The organism is Streptomyces sp. SID5785 (assembly GCF_009870065.1).
Taxonomy (GTDB): Bacteria; Actinomycetota; Actinomycetes; order Streptomycetales; family Streptomycetaceae; genus Streptomyces.
Map to the genome: position 1 here is coordinate 1 of NZ_WWIA01001016.1, position 17028 is coordinate 17028.

Genomic DNA, 17028 nt, shown 5'->3' on the forward strand with positions numbered 1-17028 from the left:
TAAGAACCCCATGGGGCTCACGAGTCACAAGGTGCTCGCGCTCGCGGTGCTGTGCGCCGTGGTGCTGTTCCTCGGCACCGTGCTGCTCTGGCCGCGGCTGGCGCACCGCTCCTGGCGGGCCGTCACCGGCCGCGTGGCGCTGCTCCTCGGCACCCAGCTGGCGGTCTTCTGCGCCGTGGGTCTCGCGGTGAACCAGTCGTTCGGCTTCTACGCGTCCTGGGCCGACCTGCTGGGCCGCGAGCAGAGCCAGGGGGTGGTCACGGACGCGGCCGTCGCGGGCGGCGGCGCGCGCCGCGTGCACTGGGTGTCCTCGGGCGGCCTGACCGCGCCGCCCGGATCCCGGCCGGGCAGCCTGGGGCGCATCGAGCGGATCGACGTCGCCGGACGCGGCACCGGCATCGGGAGTCCGGCGTACGTGTATCTGCCGCCGGAGTACTTCCAGGAGCGGTACGCGCACCGGCACTTTCCCGCGGCGGTCGTCCTGACCGGCTACCCGGGCACCGCGGAGGCGCTCTACCGCGGCCTGCGCTATCCGCAGACGGCCTACCGGCTGGCGGCGGCACACCGGATGCGGCCGATGATCCTGGTGATGATGCGGCCGACGGTGGCGCCGCCGCGCGACACGGAGTGCGTGGACGTGCCGGGCGGTCCCCGCGCGGAGACGTTCTTCGCCCGGGACCTGCCCGCCGAGGTGGCCGCGCGGTACCGCACCGAGCGGCGCTGGGGGATCGTCGGCGACTCGACGGGCGGCTACTGCGCCCTGAAGCTGGCGCTGCACCACCCCGGTGTCTACCGGGCGGGCGCCGGGCTCTCCGCGTACTACCGGGCGCCGCTCGACCCGACGACGGGCGATCTGTTCCACGGGGACCGGGCGCTGCGGGACCGGGCGGACCTGATGCGCGTCCTCGACCGGGCGCCGGGTCCCGACACCTCGCTCCTTGTGACGACGAGCCGCCAGGGCGAGCACAACTACCCGGACACCATGGCGTTCCTGCGCAAGGTGAAGCCGCCCACGCGCGCGTCGTCGATCGTCCTCGACAGCGGTGGGCACAACTTCAACACCTGGCGCCGGGAGATCCCGGCGACGCTCGAGTGGCTGAGCGCCCGGCTCAGCGAATGATCTCCAGGGCGACGTCCGCGCGGGCGACGTCCCGGGCGTCGGCCGCGGTGGAGCGGCGCAGCGCCTCGTGCAGCCGGGCCGGGGTGAGGACGCCGAGGAAGCGGCCCTCGGAGTCGGCGTCGATGACGGCGATCCAGCCCGCGTCGTGCTGCAGCATCGTGGCGAACGCCTGCTTCAGGGAGGCGCCGACGGGCAGCCAGGCCTCCATGCGGCGTGCGTGGTCGCGGACGGTCGCGCCCTTCTTCGCCGCATCGCGCGCGTGCTCGGCGGAGATCCAGCCGTGCAGGTTGTCCTCCTGGTCCAGGACGACGGCCCAGCGGGCGTCGAGCTCGCGGGGCAGCGGGTCGTCGAGGTGGACGACGGGCGGCTGCTCCAGGTCGCCCTCCTCGATGGGCGTCACCGACAGGCGCTTGAGGCCGCGGTCGGCGCCCACGAAGTCGGCCACGTAGTCGGTCGCGGGCGCGCCGAGGACCGCCGAGGGGGTGTCGAACTGCTCGATGCGGCCCTGCCCGTAGACGGCGATGCGGTCGCCGAGACGGACCGCCTCCTCGATGTCGTGCGTGACGAACAGGACCGTCTTGCCGAGGGTGCGCTGGAGGCGCAGGAACTCGGTCTGGAGGTGGTCGCGCACGACGGGGTCGACGGCGCCGAACGGCTCGTCCATGAGGAGCACGGGCGGGTCGGCGGCCAGTGCGCGGGCGACGCCGACGCGCTGGCGCTGGCCGCCGGAGAGCTGCTCGGGGTAGCGCTCGCCGAACACCTTGGGGTCGAGGCCCACCAGGTCGAGGAGTTCGGCGGCGCGGGCGCGTGCCTCGGCGCGCCTGACGCCGAGCAGGTGCGGGACGGTCGCCGTGTTGTCGAGGACCGTCTTGTGCGGGAAAAGGCCCACTTGCTGGATGACATATCCGATACGGCGGCGCAGTTGCACCGGGTCGATGGCGGATATGTCGTCGCCGTCGAGGAATATCCGGCCCTCGGTGGGTTCGATGAGCCGGTTCACCATTTTCATCGTCGTGGTCTTGCCGCAGCCCGACGGGCCGACGAGCGTGACGAGTTCGCCGGCGTTCACCTCGAACGACAGACCGTCGACGGCGGTGGTGCCGTCCGCGTACCGCTTGCTCACGTGCTCGAACCGGATCATGGGACCCCATTCTGCCCGGACGGAGGCTTCTTGGGGACGGCCGTACACGTCAGTTGTGTGAAGGCGGTGTTGCGGGACGGGGGCGGGCCTCGGCGTTTGTCAGTGGGTGCCGTTAGGGTCGTCCGCAGTCGAAAGTGCCGCGCGGGGGTGCGGCCGGCTGACATACGTTCGGGGAAACGGGGGAGGCGGGCGGGGTGAGCGAGCAGAGCTGCCTGGTGCGCAACGAGTGGGTGTGCGGGGAGTATCTGCGCACGCGCAGCCAGGAATTGGTCGACGCGACCGTTCAGCACGTGGGTATCACGGTCGCCTCGGTGCTGATCGGTGTCGTCATCTCCCTTCCGCTGGCGCTTCTCGCGCGCCGCGGGCGGGTATTCGCCGCGCCGGTGCTCGGGGTGACGACCGTGGTCTATTCGATCCCGTCGCTGGCGATGTTCTCGCTGCTGCTGCCCCTTTTCGGGCTCTCGGCCTCGCTGGTGGTCACGGGACTCGTCCTGTATTCGCTGACGATTCTCGTGCGGAACATCCTGGCGGGACTCCAGTCCGTCCCCGAGGAGGCCACGGAGGCGGCCCGCGGGATGGGGTACGGACCGCTGCGCCTGTTCTGGGAGGTCGAGCTGCCGCTGGCGCTCCCGGCGCTGCTGGCCGGGGTGCGCATCGCGACGGTGTCGACGGTGGCGCTCACGACGGTCGGCGCCATCGTCGACTACGGCGGCCTGGGCACCCTGATCCTCGACGGCCTCGACAGTGACTTCAAGGCGCAGGTGCTCACCGCGTCCGTGCTGTGCGTGGTCCTGGCGATCCTCGCCGACCTGCTGCTGCTCGGTCTGCAGCGCCGGCTGACGCCGTGGACGCGGGCGACCGCCGTCCGCTCCGGCCGCCGCCTCCGCCTCCGCCTCCGCGGCGCCCAGGCACCGACGGCCGAGCCCGAGCCCGAGCCCGAGCCCCAGCCCGAGAAGGTGGCATGAACGCGATATCGGGTGCCTACGACTGGCTGAGCACGAGCGCCAACTGGCAGGGCGACAAGGGCGTGTGGCACCGCCTCGCGGAGCACCTGTACTTCAGCGGGGTCGCCCTCGGCATCGCCTGCCTGCTCGCGCTGCCGCTCGCACTGTGGCTCGGGCACCTCGGCCGCGGCGGCGCCCTGGCGGTCAACGTGTCGAACGTGGGGCGCGCCGTGCCGACGCTCGCCGTCCTGGTGCTGCTGACCCTGACCCCGCTGGGCCGGCACGGGGACGTGCCGACCCTGATCGCGCTGGTGCTGTTCGCGGTGCCCCCGCTGCTGACCAACGCGTACGTGGGCATGCGCGAGGTGGACCGCTCGGTGGTCGAGGCCGCGCGCGGCATGGGCATGAGCGGCGGGCAGGTCTTCGCCCGGGTCGAGCTGCCGCTGGCGTACCCGCTGGTGATGACCGGGCTGCGGTCGGCGGGGGTGCAGGTCATCGCGACGGCGACGCTGGCCGCGATGGCGGGCGAGGGCGGCCTGGGGCGGATCATCACCGCCGGTTTCAGCCTGCAGAACACCCCGCAGGTGGTCGCCGGGGCGCTCCTGGTGGCGGCCCTGGCGCTCGTCGTGGAGGGCGTGTTCGTGGCGGTGGGGCGGTTGTGCGACCCGATGAGGGGGCGCGCGTGAGCAGGAATTCCAAGGGTTTCGGCAAGGCCATCGGCGCAACGAGGAGAGTCATGAACAGCAGGACACGTCGGGCGGCCCTGGCGGCCGTGGCGGTGGGCGCGCTGGCGGCGGGACTGACCGCGTGCGGCGGCGACAGCCTGGAGGGCAAGGACGGCTCGGATGGCTCGGGCGGCGGTGGCGGCAAGGGCAAGGTCGTCGTCGGCGCCGCGAGCTTCACCGAGGCGAAGGTCCTCGGCGAGCTGTACCGGCAGGTGCTGGACGACGCCGGGTACGACGCCTCGGTGAAGACCGTGGAGAACAGGGAGATCTACGAGCCGCAGCTCGCCAAGGGCGCCATCGACGTGGTGCCCGAGTACGCGGCGACCCTCGCCGAGTTCCTCAACCTGAAGAAGAACGGCCCGAAGGCGAAGCCGGTCGCGTCGAGCGATGTCGACGCGACGGTGAAGGCTCTGCGCACGCTCGCCGGGCCCGAGGGCCTGAAGGTGCTGGACGCGGGCGGGGCCGTCGACCAGAACGCGTTCGCGGTGAGCGAGAGCTTCGCGAAGAAGCACCGGCTGAAGACCCTTTCCGATCTCGGTTCCTCGGGCGAGAAGGTCAAGATCGCCGCCGGTGACGAATGCGAGGAGCGGCCCTTCTGCGCCCCGGGTCTGAAGAAGACGTACGGGATCGACGTGACGGGGATCGACCCCAAGGGCGTCGGCACCACGCAGTCCAAGCAGGCCGTGAAGAACGGCACGGACCAGCTGGTGCTGACCACGACGACGGACGCGACGCTGGACAACTTCGGACTCGTCCTTCTCGAGGACGACAAGAAGCTGCAGAACGCGGACAACATCATTCCGGTCGTGAACGAGAAGGACGCGGGTGACAAGGCGATAGCCGACGCTCTGGGGAAGCTGACCAAGACGCTCACGACCGACGATCTGGTCGAGTTGAACCGGAAGGTCGACGCGGAGCGTCAGAAGGAGGCCGACGTCGCCAAGGAATACCTGGAGTCGAAGGGCCTCATCGGCAAGTGATCCCGACGCGGGTCCGATGAATGATCTTGGAGGGGTGGGGAGGCGTTCCGCCCGCGGGGAACTGCGGGCGGGGCGCCGGTGACGGCAAGTGATCGGTCATGAGCGGAAGTTCGGCCAATTTTCGAAGTGCTCTGCCCGGATTTTGCCGGGCGGGGCTTCGCGATTCGCCTACGCGCGGTAAGTTTCTGGCCATGCCACGTGGACGTCACCGCCATTCCCCACCCCTGCACCGCATGCTGCCCCCCTCGGTGATCGCCGGTGTGCCGATCGTCTGCGCGGGCGGCGCCTGGCTGTCCGCCGATCCGCTGGTCCTGCGCGGGGTCACCGCCGTCGCCGCGGCCGCCGCCGTGGTCGGCGCCGTCGTGATGCGCCGCTGGGACCGCCTCGCCGGCAAGCAGGTCGCCGAGCTGAACCGGGGCGCGGCGAGCGAGCGCTGGCGCCACGAGGAGGCGGTGGCCGAGCTCGAGGGCGACCTCGACGAGTCGCGCGAGCTGCGCACCCGTCTGGAGAACAAGCTGCGCGCCAAGCGTGCCGAACTGGCCGGGCTGCGCGGTGAGCACGCCGCACTGCTGCGCCGGTACGCGAACGCGGAGACCGAGCGGGCCAGCGCCCTGGAGGGCCGCCGCCGGCTCGCGATCGAGAGCGCGGCCCCGGCCCGTGCCCTGCCCCCGGCGGGGACCACGACCCCGGCCGGCGGCCCGACCCCGTCGCTCTACCTCCGGGCCAACGCGGCGCTCGACCGGCTGGCCGGTCCGGCCGGTCAGGCCGCGCCGGTGGCGCCCACGGCGGTCGAAGGAGCGGATTCCCGGGGGAAGTCCCGTGCGGTGACCGGTCACTACACCGTGCCGGCCGCCGCGACCGTGGTGCCCGCCGCTCCGGTGCGCAAGGCGCTGGTCGGCGGCTTCGACTTCTTCGGCACGGGCGGCGCCGAGGCGGCGGCCGCGCCCGTGCGCCCCGCTGTGCCCGAGGACCTGGCGGACGTCGTCGGGGAGGAGGCGCTCGCCGCGGACACCGGGAGCGTCCCGGACGCCGCCACGGACGTCACGGAGCCCCGCGACGCCCAGGAGGCCGCGGCCGCCCCGGACCTCTCGGGCGACGTCGCGACCATGGACGACGTGTCTGACGTGGCGGACACGGACGAGGCGGCCGAGGCAGTCGACGCAGCCGAGGCAACCGACGTGGCAGACGCGGAAGACGCGGCCGACGAGAAGCCCGGTACGGAGGTCATCGACCTCACCGCGCACGACGAGACCGAGCAGATCGACGTCGCCGACCTGAGGTCCGCCCTGCGCGCCTGAACCTGAACACCGCCGCCCGGCCCGTCGGCCGGCGGTTCGGCACCCGTGGCAGAGAAGCAGCCGAAGAGGGCGCCCCGCATCGTGCGGGGCGCCCTCTTCTTCTGCGTGCGGGGCCGTCGCGTCGGGCGCTGCCCCGGGATCAGGCCCGGGATCAGGCCCCGTGATCAGGCCCCGGGATCAGGCCCCGGCCATCCAGCGGTCCGGGCGGGCGTCCCTGCGCCCCGTGCGGGACCGGTCCGCCTGCGCACGGAGCAGCTCCGCCGCCTCCTGGGCGTCCCGCAGCCGCGCCGTCACCGTCTTGTTCGCGCCCGTGTCCAGATGCAGGCCCGCGACCCGCCAGTACCGCTCCCAGGGGCCCTGCGTCACGCGCACGCTCTGCACCTTGGCGTGCGGCACCAGGGACAGCCGGCGCTGCACCAGCCCCTCGCGCGCCGCGAACACCGTCTCGGTGACGGCCACCCCGTACCCGCGCCACCACAGGGGCACGCACCAGCGGCCGCGGCGCGGGGCCGGGGCGAAGTCGGCCGGCTTGGGCACGGCCACGCCCGGCAGGATCCGCGCGACGACGTCCTCCGCGTGCTCGCGCGGGGCGACCGGTACCAGGACCGAGTTCGCCGAGCCCGCGACGTGCAGCTCCACCCGGACCCAGCCGCGCCGCCGCCACAGCAGCGGCTCGACGAAGCGCACCGTCTGCACCCGGCCGGGCGGCACCGTCTCGTGCACGCGGTCGAGCAGCCCGTGGTCGATGCGGAGCCCGTCCTGGGACTCGCCGACCGTCCAGTCGTACTCCTTGACGAAGCGCCCCGCGCTGTTGGTGAACGCGGCGCCGCCCAGCGGCACGGCGACCGCGACGACCGTCCACAGGTTGTGGGTGGCGAACCACAGGAAGAGCGGGACGGCGACCGCGGCGAGCAGCATCGCCCACGGCGCACCGGTCAGGAGCAGCGCCACGGCGAGCGTGCGGGGCGGGGTGTGCAGGATCTGCCGGGCCGGTGCCTCGCCCACCTCGTGCGCCGACTCGGGGGCGAACCCGGCCGCGCGCGCGAGCAGTTCGGCCCGCAGCGCGCGCGCCTGCTGCTCGCCGAGATAGGCGAGTTCGTCCTTCTTGTCGGTCCCGACCACGTCGAGTTTGAGTTTCGCGACGCCCGCGAAGCGGGCCAGCAGCGGCTGGGTGACGTCGACGGCCTGGAGCCGGTCGAGCCGGATGTGCGCGGTGCGGCGGAACAACAGGCCGGTGCGGATGCGCAGTTCGGTGTCGGTGACCGCGAAGTGCGTGAACCACCAGGTGAGGAAGCCGTACAGGGCGGCGGCGGGCACGAGCACGCCCAGGCCGACGACCAGGGTCGTGGTGGTCAGCTGGGCGAGCCGGCGCTGGGCCTCGTCCATGTCGTGGACGGCCCAGCCGAACAGGATCGCGATGGGCGCCCAGGCGCGGCGCAGCGGCGTGACGGGGTGCAGGCGGTGTTCTCGCGCCCGCTCGTCCGGTTCGGGGGCCCGGACGTCCTCCGGGGCCTGCGGGGCCGTCACAGCCCCGCCGATCGGGCCTCGCCGAGCTCGGTGAGGCGGTCGCGCAGCCGCTCGGCCTCGGCGGGCACGAGGCCGGGGATCGTGGCGTCGGAGGCGGCGGCCGCGGTGTGCAGCTGGAGACTGGCCAGGCCGAACCTGCGCTCCAGCGGGCCCGAGGTCACCTCGACCAGCTGCATGCGCCCGTACGGCACGATCGTTTCCTCGCGCCACAGGACACCGCGGCTGATCAGCAGGTCGTCGGCGCGCTCCGCGTACCGCCACGAGCGCCAGTTGCGGCCCAGCATCGGCCAGCCCCAGGCGGCGGTCGCGAGCGGCAGCAGGGCGAACGCCGCCCACGCCGGGCCCGCGAACAGGCCGAGCAGCACCCCGAGCGCCACGGCGAGCGGCACGAGCCACAGCACCAGAAGCAGCCGGCGCAGCCTCAACAGGCCGGACGGCAGGCCCGTCCAGACCGCCTCGTCGTGCGCGGGTGCGGCCGTCACGGCTCCCTCGGTCCCGCTCGCCCCTGTATCCATGAGCCCACCCTACGTAGGAGAGACTGTTCGCCATGACGCCCACGACTCAGGCCACGGTCGGCATCGGTGGTGCCGCGGAGAGCACCGACATGGTGCTCAACATCGGTCCGCAGCACCCCTCCACCCACGGAGTGCTGCGCCTGCGTCTCGTGCTCGACGGCGAGCGCGTCCAGCACGCGGAGCCGGTCATCGGCTACATGCACCGCGGTGCGGAGAAGCTGTTCGAGGCGCGGGACTACCGGCAGATCGTGATGCTGGCCAACCGCCACGACTGGCTGTCCGCGTTCTCCAACGAGCTGGGCGTCGTGCTCGCTGTCGAGCGGATGCTGGGCATGGAGGTCCCCGAGCGCGCCGTCTGGCTGCGCACCCTGCTCGCCGAGCTGAACCGTGTGCTGAACCATCTGATGTTTCTGGGTTCGTACCCGCTCGAACTGGGCGGAATCACTCCCGTCTTCCACGCCTTCCGCGAGCGCGAGTCCCTCCAGAACGTGATGGAGGAGGTGTCCGGCGGCCGCATGCACTACATGTTCAACCGCGTCGGCGGCCTCAAGGAGGACCTGCCGCTCGGCTGGAGCACGCGCGCGCGGGCGGCGGTCGCGGACGTGCGCTCCCGCATGGACGTCTACGACGACCTGGTGCTCGGCAACGAGATCTTCCGCGGCCGCACGCGCGGCGTCGGCGTCCTGACCCCCGAGGCCGTGCACGGCTACGGGGTGAGCGGCCCGATCGCCCGCGCCAGCGGCGTGGACTTCGACCTCCGGCGCGACGAGCCGTACCTCGCCTACGGGGAGCTGCAGGACACCCTCGAGGTCGTCACGCGCCAGGAGGGCGACTGCCTGGCCCGCTTCGAGTGCCTCCTTGAGCAGACCCACAACGCGCTCGCGCTCGCCGACGCCGCCCTCGACCGGCTCGCCGAACTGCCGCCGGGACCGGTCAACCAGCGCCTGCCCAAGGTGCTCAAGGCGCCCGAGGGCCACACGTACGCGTGGACGGAGAACCCGCTCGGGATCAACGGCTACTACCTCGTCTCCAAGGGCGAGAAGACGCCGTACCGGCTCAAGCTGCGCTCCGCGTCGTACAACAACATCCAGGCGCTCACCGAACTGCTGCCGGGCACGCTGGTCGCGGACATGGTGGCGATCCTCGGGTCACTGTTCTTCGTCGTCGGCGACATCGACAAGTAGGGCCCCGAGCGGGTCCCCGCCCGGCAGCCCGACCGGTTCGAGCAGCCAGCCGAAGTCGCCGAGTCCGCCGCGCGCCGTCAGCTCCGCCGCCTCGCCGGCACGCGCGAGCGCGCGTACGTAGGCCGCCGGGTCCCGGGACGCCAGGGACAGCGGCGGGCGGTCACCGCCGACGCCCAGCGCGTGCAGCGCGTCGCGCTGCGCCACGATCCGCGCGCCCGGTGTCGCGGCGCACGCGTCCAGGGCGACGTGCGCGGTGAGGTCGCAGGAGCCGTCCGGCACCGGGGCCGTCTCGCGGCCCTCGCGGAAGCCGGTGAGCGTGCCGAAGGGCGGCCGCGCCCCGCGCGCGTGGGCGTAGTCCGCGGCGACCGCGAGGCCCCTCTGCACGCAGTCCACGGCGCCGGCCCACGCGGTGCCGCGCGGCAGACCGACCTCGGCGCGCAGGCCCGGTTCGGGCGGCAGCGGCCACCACGCGTCCAGCCAGCGGCGCAGCGGTTCCTCCAGCGGGCCCGGGGCGAGGCTCTCCGTGCCGTCGGGGCCGACGTGGACCAGCCGGGGCGTGCCGTCCGCGTCGGTCTCGACGACGTCGACGGGCACGTTGTCGAGCCACTCGTTCGCGAAGAGCAGCCCGGTGATCCGCGCGGGCGGTGCGCCGAGCCACTCGATGCGGTGATCGAGGCCCGCGGGCCGCTCCGCCCGCTCGACGGCGCAGACCCGCGCGCGGGCGGCCACGTCCGCGGGCAGCGCCGCGAGGACGCGGGAGGCGAGTTCGCCGCGTCCTGCCGCCATGTCGACGAAGGCGAGGTCGCCGGGGGAGCCGAGCGCGGCGTCCACCCGGCACAGGAGCGTGGCGACGGCTTCGGCGAACAGCGGCGACGCGTGCACCGACGTACGGAAGTGACCGGCCGGGCCCTCGGGCCTGCGGTAGAAGCCCGCCGGGCCGTACAGCGCCTCCTCGGCGGCGGCCCGCCACCCGCGCCCGCGCCCCGCGCGCACGCCCTGTTCCGCGTCCTGCCGCACCTCGTCCACGGGCACGACTATGCATGGGGGGCGCACGCGTATCCACCTTGGGGAGTACGCGCGCCGGGTGCGGATCGGTCCTCCGGTTGACCCCGGCGGGCCGCGGGCTTGCCTACGCTGGGTTACGTGCAGCGCCTCTACGACTTTCTCCGCAGACACCCGACGTGGGTCGACAGCTTCTGGGCCGTCGTCCTCCTCGGGGTGTCCGTGGTGAGTCTGAGCGCGGTCAACGGGGCGCCACGGCACGAGGGCAACGAGGTGGCGGGGCTCCTGCTCTCCGTCCTGCTGTGCGTCGTCGTGGCGCTGCGGCGACGGCTGCCCGAGCAGATGCTCGTGCTCGCCGCCGTGGCGGGCCTCGGCCAGCTGGTGCTCGACGCCCGGGTGCTGCCCGCGGACTTCGCCATGCTGGTGATCATCTACACGGTCGCGGCGAACGGCGCGAAGTGGGCCTCCCGCTTCGCCCTGATCGGCGGCCTGTGCGCGGCGCCCCTCGCGGAGGTGCGCTGGCCCAGCGAGCACTCCAGCACGCTCGGCCATCTCGCGATCACCGTCTTCCAGATGGTGCCGTTCGCCCTCGCGTGGGTGCTCGGCGACTCGCTCAGCACCCGGCGCGCCTACCTGGCCCAGCTGGAGGAGCGGGCGAACCGCCTGGAGAAGGAGCGCGAGGCGCAGGCCAAGGTCGCGGTCGCGGCGGAGCGGGCGCGCATCGCCCGCGAACTGCACGACGTCGTCGCCCACAACGTCTCGGTGATGGTCGTCCAGGCCGACGGCGCCGCCTACGTGATGGACAGCGCGCCCGACCAGGCCAAGAGGGCCCTGGAGACCATCTCGGGCACGGGTCGCCAGGCGCTCGCCGAGATGCGCCGGCTGCTCGGCGTGCTGCGCACCGGCGAGCACGAGGAGGCCGGCGAGTACGTGCCGCAGCCCGACGTGCAGCAGATCGAGGACCTCGTCGAGCAGGTGCGCACGGCGGGCCTGCCGGTCGACTTCAAGGTCGAGGGCACCGCCCGCCCGCTGCCCAGCGGCGTCGAGCTGACCGCGTACCGCATCGTGCAGGAAGCGCTCACCAACACCCGCAAGCACGGCGGCACCGACGTCGGTGCGAGCGTGCGGCTCGTCTACTTCGACGACGGGCTCGGGCTGCTCGTCGAGGACGACGGCAAGGGCGCCCCGCACGAGCTGTACGAGGACGGCGGCGCGGACGGCCGTGGGCACGGACTCATCGGGATGCGCGAGCGCGTCGGTATGGTCGGCGGCACGCTGGACGCGGGACCGCGCCCCGGCGGTGGCTTCCGCATCAGCGCCCTGCTCCCTCTCAAGACCGCCCATTGACACGTACCAGCGCCGCGCCGCCCGACCCGTACCCGTGCCACGAGATGTGAGGACCCGCACGATGTCGATCAAGGTCATGCTCGTCGACGACCAGGTGCTGCTGCGCACCGGATTCCGGATGGTGCTCGCCGCCCAGCCGGACATGGAGGTCGTCGCCGAGGCGGGCGACGGGGTCGAGGCCCTGGAGGTGCTGCGCGCGACGTCCGTGGACGTGGTGCTGATGGACGTCCGCATGCCGAAGCTGGACGGCGTCGAGACGACCCGGCGGATCTGCGCGGACCCGAACCCGCCGAAGGTCCTGATCCTCACCACGTTCGACCTGGACGAGTACGCGTTCTCCGGGCTCAAGGCGGGCGCGTCCGGCTTCATGCTCAAGGACGTGCCGCCCGGCGAGCTGCTGACCGCGATCCGGTCCGTGCACAGCGGCGACGCGGTGGTCGCCCCCTCGACCACGCGGCGGCTGCTCGACCGCTTCGCGCCGATGCTGCCGAGCAGCACCAAGGAGCCCCAGCACAAGCAGCTGGAGCGGCTCACCGACCGGGAGCGCGAGGTCATGATCCTCGTCGCCCAGGGCCTGTCGAACGGCGAGATCGCGGCGCGCCTCGTGCTGTCCGAGGCCACCGTGAAGACGCACGTCGGCCGCATCCTGACCAAGCTCGACCTGCGCGACCGCGTCCAGGTCGTCGTCCTCGCCTACGAGACCGGCCTGGTGCGGGCGGGCGGCGGCGCGGCCTGAACCCCGCCTGCGCGCCGCCGCGTCCGGCCCGGGCGCGCGGTGGCGTGGCGCCGGGTGTCGGGCCCGCTCAGCGCAGCACGCCCTCGATGAAGTCGCCGCCGAGCCGGGACACGACGCCGAGGTCCAGCTGGTGCTGTACGTACCGGCCGTGCCGCCGTGTCGTGACCAGCCCGGCCTTCTTCAGCACCGACAGGTGCCGGGATATCTCCGGCGCCGTCATCCCGTGCGCGTCCGCCAGCTCGCCCGTCGTGTACGCCCCGCGCGCCAGGTGGCGGCACAGACGCATCCGGACCGGGTGCGCCAGCGCCGACATGCGCAGGGTCAGCTCCGCGACGGACGGGGTCCGCGGCCCGGGGGTGCCCGCCGCGACGGGGTAGAGGATCGTCGGCTGCCAGCCGTGCCGGTGCACGACGAACAGGTGCGGCCGCCCGAGGCTGGTCGGCACCAGGAACAGCGACCCGTCCCCGACCGAGGTCTGCCCGACGGACATCTTGTCGACGACGACCGCGTCCCCGGCCTCGTCCATCGAGACGGCGGCCGACACGGACGTCAGCGCCTCGCGCAGCCCCTTGTGCCGCAGCAGCTGCGTCGTGTGCCGGGCGTCCGCCGCCAGCTGGTGCTGCACGCGCGCCCACACGTCGGCGAAGAACGCCTCGTCGCAGTCCTGGAGCAGCCGGCGGAACCAGGCGCGGATCGCGGGCGGATCGTCGAGCAGCCGCTGGGTGAAGCGCACCTGGTGCGTGCCGCGCGCGGCCGCGAGGTCGAGCACCCGCTCCCGCGCGGCGCGGTCCGCGAGCCGCGACGTGCCGCGCGTCGCGTACGTCGTCTGGCACGTGAACTCCAGCGCGGCGTCCACGAACTCCTCGTCGGACAGCTTGTCGAGCAGGTCGAGCTCGTCGGCGAGCGTGGCCCCCGGCGGCGTGTGCAGCCCCGGCACCCCCGCGAACGGCACGAACACGTCCGAGTACGTCGACCGCCACAGGAAGTCCGCCTCGCACAGCCGGTCCGCGAGGCACGGGTCGAGGCAGGCGGACACGCTCGTCGTCCACCCCTGCAGCCCCGGATGGTGGGCGGGCTCCGACAGCGCGTGCAGCGCCATGCCGAGCTCGGCCAGGGGCGAGGGCACGACGTGGATGCGCTCGGCGGGCAGTCCCGCGATGTCGATGCTCACGCTCATGACCCCATGGTGCCCGCCGCCACCGACAGCCGGGCCCTCGATTGACGGGACCCGTCAATCGACGTGACCGGCGGCTCACCCGGGGCGCACGCTCAGGCCGTCGGTTCCGATCCCGGCAGACATCCCTTTCCGTCCGGCAGTGCCCTTTTCGGGGCGAAGCGGGACGATCGACATGAGTGAGGTGGTCGTGATGACTCTCAACGAGCAGTACGTACTGGACGCCTACCGCGCCGCCCAGCACGGCGCCCCCGCGCCGCCCGTGCCCGGCACCCACGACGTGGCCGTCTACCGCGAGCTGCGCGAGTACCGCCGCTTCCGGGCCGTCGTGGCGGGCCGCCCGGCCCGCGGCCGGATCCGGGCGGCCCTGCGCCGGCTCGCCCCCCACCGGGGTCAGGCGGCCGGCTGCTGAGCGCCGCAGGACCGGCTCAGGGCAGGCGCCGGACGAACTCCGCGACGGCCGCGCGGACGTCGTCCGCGCTCCACTCCAGGCCCTTCTCCGCCACCGTGACCTCGGTGAACGACGTGCCGGGTGCGCCCGGCCCCGCGAACCAGCGCCCGAACAGGGCCACGCCCGTCTCCTCCGCCTGCTCGACCGCGGCCCGGGACAGCACCTCGTCCTCGTAGGGCAGCCACACCTGGAACTGGTGGGTGTGCGGCGCCTCCGGATGCACCCGCGACCACGCGAGCCCTTCCTGCGCGAACGCCTCCCGCATCGCCTGCGCCACCACGCGCGCGTGCCGCACGTACGACGGCAGCCGGGGCAGCTCCCGGTCGAGTCCGGCGAGCGCGGCGATCGCCTGGGGGAACTGCTGGAAGATCTGCCCGCCGTACCGGTGCCGCCAGGCCCTCGCCTCGTCGATCAGCGTCTGCGGTCCCGCGAGCACGGCGCCGCCCAGGCCGCCGAGCGACTTGTAGAACGACAGGTAGACGGTGTCCGCGAGGCCCGCGATCTCGTCCAGCGGCCGCCCCAGGTGCTCCGTGCACTCCCACAGCCTGGCCCCGTCGAAGTGCACCACCGCGTCCCGCGCGCGGGCGGCCTCGCAGACCTCCTCCAGCTCCTCCCAGGACGGCAGCAGGAAACCGGCGTCGCGCAGCGGCAGCTCCACCATGAGCGTCCCGAACGGCTCGTCCATGGCCTCGATCTCCGCGGCGGTGAACGGCCGCGGCGCCGTCGTCGGCTGCACCGTGCGCAGCCCCGCCACCGTGGTCAGCGCCTCCCGCTCGTGCTGCTCCGGGTGCGCCAGCGGGTGCAGCGCCACCGTGCTGCTGCCCGTGCGGCCCGCCCAGCAGCGCAGCGCGACCTGCTGCGCCATCGTGCCGGTGGGGAAGAACGCCGCCGCCTCCTTGCCGAGCAGCGCCGCGACCCGCGCCTCCAGGTCGGCGACGATCCCGTCCCCGTACAGGTCGACCCCGCCGCCGGGGTCGGTCACGTCGCCGACCGCCGCGGCGAGCTCCGCCAGCCGCTCGCCCACCGTGGCCTGATGCGGCCGGTGCGCCAGCGTGCGCTCAGCGCCCCGCCATGCCGCGATCCGCCGCGCGGCCTGCGCCTTCTCGTCACTCTCGTAGGTTCCGCTCATGTCCGGATCATGTCGCACCGGTCCCGGACGGCTGTGCGAGGTGGGCCACAGCCTGTGGACGGCCGAGGCCCGCGCGGACAGATAGCGTTAACATGACGAGAAATCGTCCGGTACCCCGAGCGGACTGGAACGGAAGGCCTCACCCCGTGAACCCTGCCTCTCCCGAACCCCGACCCTCACGACCCTCACGACCCGACCCCCTGGACCCGAAGGACCGTCCCGCCCGGCTCTCCGTCGGCGTCGTCGGCGCCGGCCGCGTGGGCCCCGCGCTCGCCGCCTCGCTCCAGCTGGCCGGACACCGGCCCGTCGCCGTGTCCGGGGTCTCCGACGCGTCCGTGCGCCGCGCCGGCGCCCTCCTGCCGGACGTGCCGCTCGTGCCGCCCGCCGAGGTCCTGGCCCGCGCCGAGCTGGTCCTCCTGACGGTCCCGGACGACGCGCTGCCCGGCCTCGTCGAGGGCTTCGCCGACACCGGCGCCGTCCGCCCCGGCCAGCTCGTCGTGCACACCTCGGGCCGCCACGGCACCCGCGTCCTCGACCCGCTGCTGCGCGCCGGCGCCCTGCCGCTCGCGCTGCACCCCGCCATGACGTTCACCGGCACCGCCGTCGACGTGCAGCGCCTGGCCGGCTGCTCCTTCGGCGTCACCGCCCCCGACGAGCTGCGGCTCGCCGCCGAGGCCCTCGTCATCGAGATGGGCGGCGAGCCCGAGTGGATCGCCGAGGAGATGCGCCCGCTCTACCACGCGGCCCTCGCCCTGGGTGCGAACCACCTGGTCACGCTGGTCGCCGAGTCGATGGAGCTGCTCCGCGCCGCGGGCGTCGGCGCCCCCGACCGGATGCTCGGGCCGCTGCTCGGCGCCGCCCTGGACAACGCCCTGCGCTCCGGCGACGCCGCCCTCACCGGCCCGGTCGCGCGCGGCGACGCGGGCACGGTGGCCGCCCACGTCACGGAGTTGCGCAAGCACGCCCCGGCGACCGTCGCGGGCTACCTCGCGATGGCTCGCGCGACCGCCGACCGCGCCCTCGCGCACGGACTGCTGAAGCCGGAGCTCGCCGAGGACCTGCTCGACGTCCTCGCGCACGGCGCGGAGGAGACCCGATGAGCACGCTCCTTGTCCACGAGGGCGCCGCCCTGCGCGCCCGTACGCGTCCCGGGCAGCGCGTCGCCGTCATGACGATGGGCGCCCTGCACGAGGGGCACGCCACCCTGATCCGTACGGCACGCGAGCGCGCGGGCGCCGACGGCGAGGTCGTCGTCACCGTCTTCGTCAACCCGCTGCAGTTCGGCGCGGGCGAGGACCTCGACCGCTACCCGCGCACGCTCGAGGCCGACCTGAAGATCGCCGAACAGGCGGGCGCGGACCTCGTGTTCGCCCCGTCCGCCGACGAGGTCTACCCGGGCGGGCAGCCCCAGGTGCGGATCACCGCGGGCCCCATGGGCGAGCGCCTCGAAGGCGCGGCACGGCCCGGCCACTTCGACGGCATGCTCACCGTCGTCGCCAAGCTGCTGCACCTCACGCGCGCGGACGTCGCCCTGTTCGGCCAGAAGGACGCGCAGCAGCTCGCCCTGATCCGCCGCATGGTGCGCGACCTGAACTTCGACGTGGAGATCGCCGCCGTGCCCACGGTCCGCGAGCCGGACGGCCTGGCCCTGTCCTCGCGCAACCGCTACCTGTCGCCGGAGGAACGCCGCACGGCGCTCGCCCTCTCGCGCGCGCTGTTCGCGGGCCGCGAGCGGCACGCCGCACAGGAGGCGCT

17 protein-coding genes are annotated in these 17028 nt (G+C 73.7%); 11 read left to right on the top strand and 6 right to left on the bottom strand.

All coding sequences use genetic code 11. The annotated features are described in order from the left end of the window. Positions 1–10 precede the first annotated feature (10 nt). Positions 11–1120 (top strand): alpha/beta hydrolase-fold protein, encoded by a 1110-nt coding sequence (locus GTW43_RS32910; RefSeq protein WP_161304925.1) that lies wholly within the window; start codon positions 11–13, stop codon positions 1118–1120. Here the strand turns inward: GTW43_RS32910 and GTW43_RS32915 are convergent. Further along, positions 1110–2261, bottom strand: a complete 1152-nt coding sequence (locus GTW43_RS32915; RefSeq protein WP_161305629.1) for a betaine/proline/choline family ABC transporter ATP-binding protein — start codon at positions 2259–2261, stop codon at positions 1110–1112. The two genes, GTW43_RS32910 and GTW43_RS32915, sit on opposite strands and share 11 nt — an antisense overlap. A gap of 194 nt (positions 2262–2455) precedes the next feature. Here GTW43_RS32915 and GTW43_RS32920 point away from each other — a divergent pair, with 194 nt between their 5' ends. From GTW43_RS32920 to GTW43_RS32935, 4 genes are all read left to right on the top strand, one after another. Further along, positions 2456–3226: an ABC transporter permease gene (locus GTW43_RS32920; RefSeq protein WP_161305630.1), complete on the top strand. Its 771-nt coding sequence runs from the start codon at positions 2456–2458 to the stop codon at positions 3224–3226. Further along, complete coding sequence (locus GTW43_RS32925) at positions 3223–3891, top strand: ABC transporter permease subunit (protein WP_161305631.1); 669 nt, start codon at positions 3223–3225, stop codon at positions 3889–3891. The genes GTW43_RS32920 and GTW43_RS32925 overlap by 4 nt, the downstream gene beginning before the upstream one ends. A 50-nt stretch (positions 3892–3941) precedes the next feature. Next, entirely contained in the window at positions 3942–4910 is a 969-nt protein-coding gene (locus GTW43_RS32930; RefSeq protein ID WP_161305632.1) for an ABC transporter substrate-binding protein, read from the top strand. A gap of 233 nt (positions 4911–5143) precedes the next feature. Then, the gene (locus tag GTW43_RS32935; RefSeq protein WP_161305633.1) at positions 5144–6208 is read left to right on the top strand and encodes a hypothetical protein; all 1065 of its coding nucleotides are present in this window, start codon (positions 5144–5146) and stop codon (positions 6206–6208) included. Between the two features lie 177 nt (positions 6209–6385). On the opposite strand, the gene GTW43_RS32940 is transcribed toward GTW43_RS32935, so the two are convergent. Further along, a complete protein-coding gene (locus GTW43_RS32940) occupies positions 6386–7735 on the bottom strand; it encodes a PH domain-containing protein (protein WP_161305634.1) in 1350 nt (449 codons plus the stop codon). Beyond that, the gene (locus tag GTW43_RS32945; protein ID WP_161305635.1) at positions 7732–8250 is read right to left on the bottom strand and encodes a PH domain-containing protein; all 519 of its coding nucleotides are present in this window, start codon (positions 8248–8250) and stop codon (positions 7732–7734) included. The genes GTW43_RS32940 and GTW43_RS32945 overlap by 4 nt, the downstream gene beginning before the upstream one ends. A 32-nt stretch (positions 8251–8282) precedes the next feature. Between GTW43_RS32945 and GTW43_RS32950 the strand changes: the two genes are divergently transcribed. After that, positions 8283–9434 carry an NADH-quinone oxidoreductase subunit D gene (locus GTW43_RS32950; protein WP_161305636.1) on the top strand — a complete coding sequence of 384 codons (1152 nt, stop codon included), beginning with the start codon at positions 8283–8285 and terminating at the stop codon, positions 9432–9434. On the opposite strand, the gene GTW43_RS32955 is transcribed toward GTW43_RS32950, so the two are convergent. Then, the gene (locus GTW43_RS32955; RefSeq protein ID WP_343246187.1) at positions 9399–10460 is read right to left on the bottom strand and encodes an SAM-dependent methyltransferase; all 1062 of its coding nucleotides are present in this window, start codon (positions 10458–10460) and stop codon (positions 9399–9401) included. The two genes, GTW43_RS32950 and GTW43_RS32955, sit on opposite strands and share 36 nt — an antisense overlap. 117 nt (positions 10461–10577) lie before the next feature. Between GTW43_RS32955 and GTW43_RS32960 the strand changes: the two genes are divergently transcribed. After that, complete coding sequence (locus GTW43_RS32960; RefSeq protein ID WP_161305637.1) at positions 10578–11783, top strand: sensor histidine kinase; 1206 nt, start codon at positions 10578–10580, stop codon at positions 11781–11783. A 61-nt stretch (positions 11784–11844) separates the two neighbouring features. Continuing rightward, a complete protein-coding gene (locus GTW43_RS32965) occupies positions 11845–12519 on the top strand; it encodes a response regulator transcription factor (protein WP_161305638.1) in 675 nt (224 codons plus the stop codon). 67 nt (positions 12520–12586) lie between these two features. On the opposite strand, the gene GTW43_RS32970 is transcribed toward GTW43_RS32965, so the two are convergent. Then, entirely contained in the window at positions 12587–13696 is a 1110-nt protein-coding gene (locus GTW43_RS32970; protein WP_161305639.1) for a DUF5937 family protein, read from the bottom strand. Between the two features lie 190 nt (positions 13697–13886). On the opposite strand from GTW43_RS32970, the gene GTW43_RS32975 reads away from it, so the two are divergent. Next, positions 13887–14105 (top strand): hypothetical protein, encoded by a 219-nt coding sequence (locus tag GTW43_RS32975; RefSeq protein WP_161305640.1) that lies wholly within the window; start codon positions 13887–13889, stop codon positions 14103–14105. 16 nt (positions 14106–14121) lie between these two features. Here the strand turns inward: GTW43_RS32975 and GTW43_RS32980 are convergent, their stop codons facing one another. Further along, positions 14122–15273 (bottom strand): beta-eliminating lyase-related protein, encoded by a 1152-nt coding sequence (locus GTW43_RS32980; protein WP_161305641.1) that lies wholly within the window; start codon positions 15271–15273, stop codon positions 14122–14124. Between the two features lie 92 nt (positions 15274–15365). On the opposite strand from GTW43_RS32980, the gene GTW43_RS32985 reads away from it, so the two are divergent. Then, positions 15366–16373 (top strand): DUF2520 domain-containing protein, encoded by a 1008-nt coding sequence (locus tag GTW43_RS32985; RefSeq protein ID WP_237536940.1) that lies wholly within the window; start codon positions 15366–15368, stop codon positions 16371–16373. Further along, positions 16370–17028, top strand: a 659-nt coding sequence (gene panC, locus GTW43_RS32990; RefSeq protein ID WP_161305642.1) for a pantoate--beta-alanine ligase, incomplete at its 3' end; no start/stop codon positions are given. The genes GTW43_RS32985 and panC, both read left to right, overlap by 4 nt.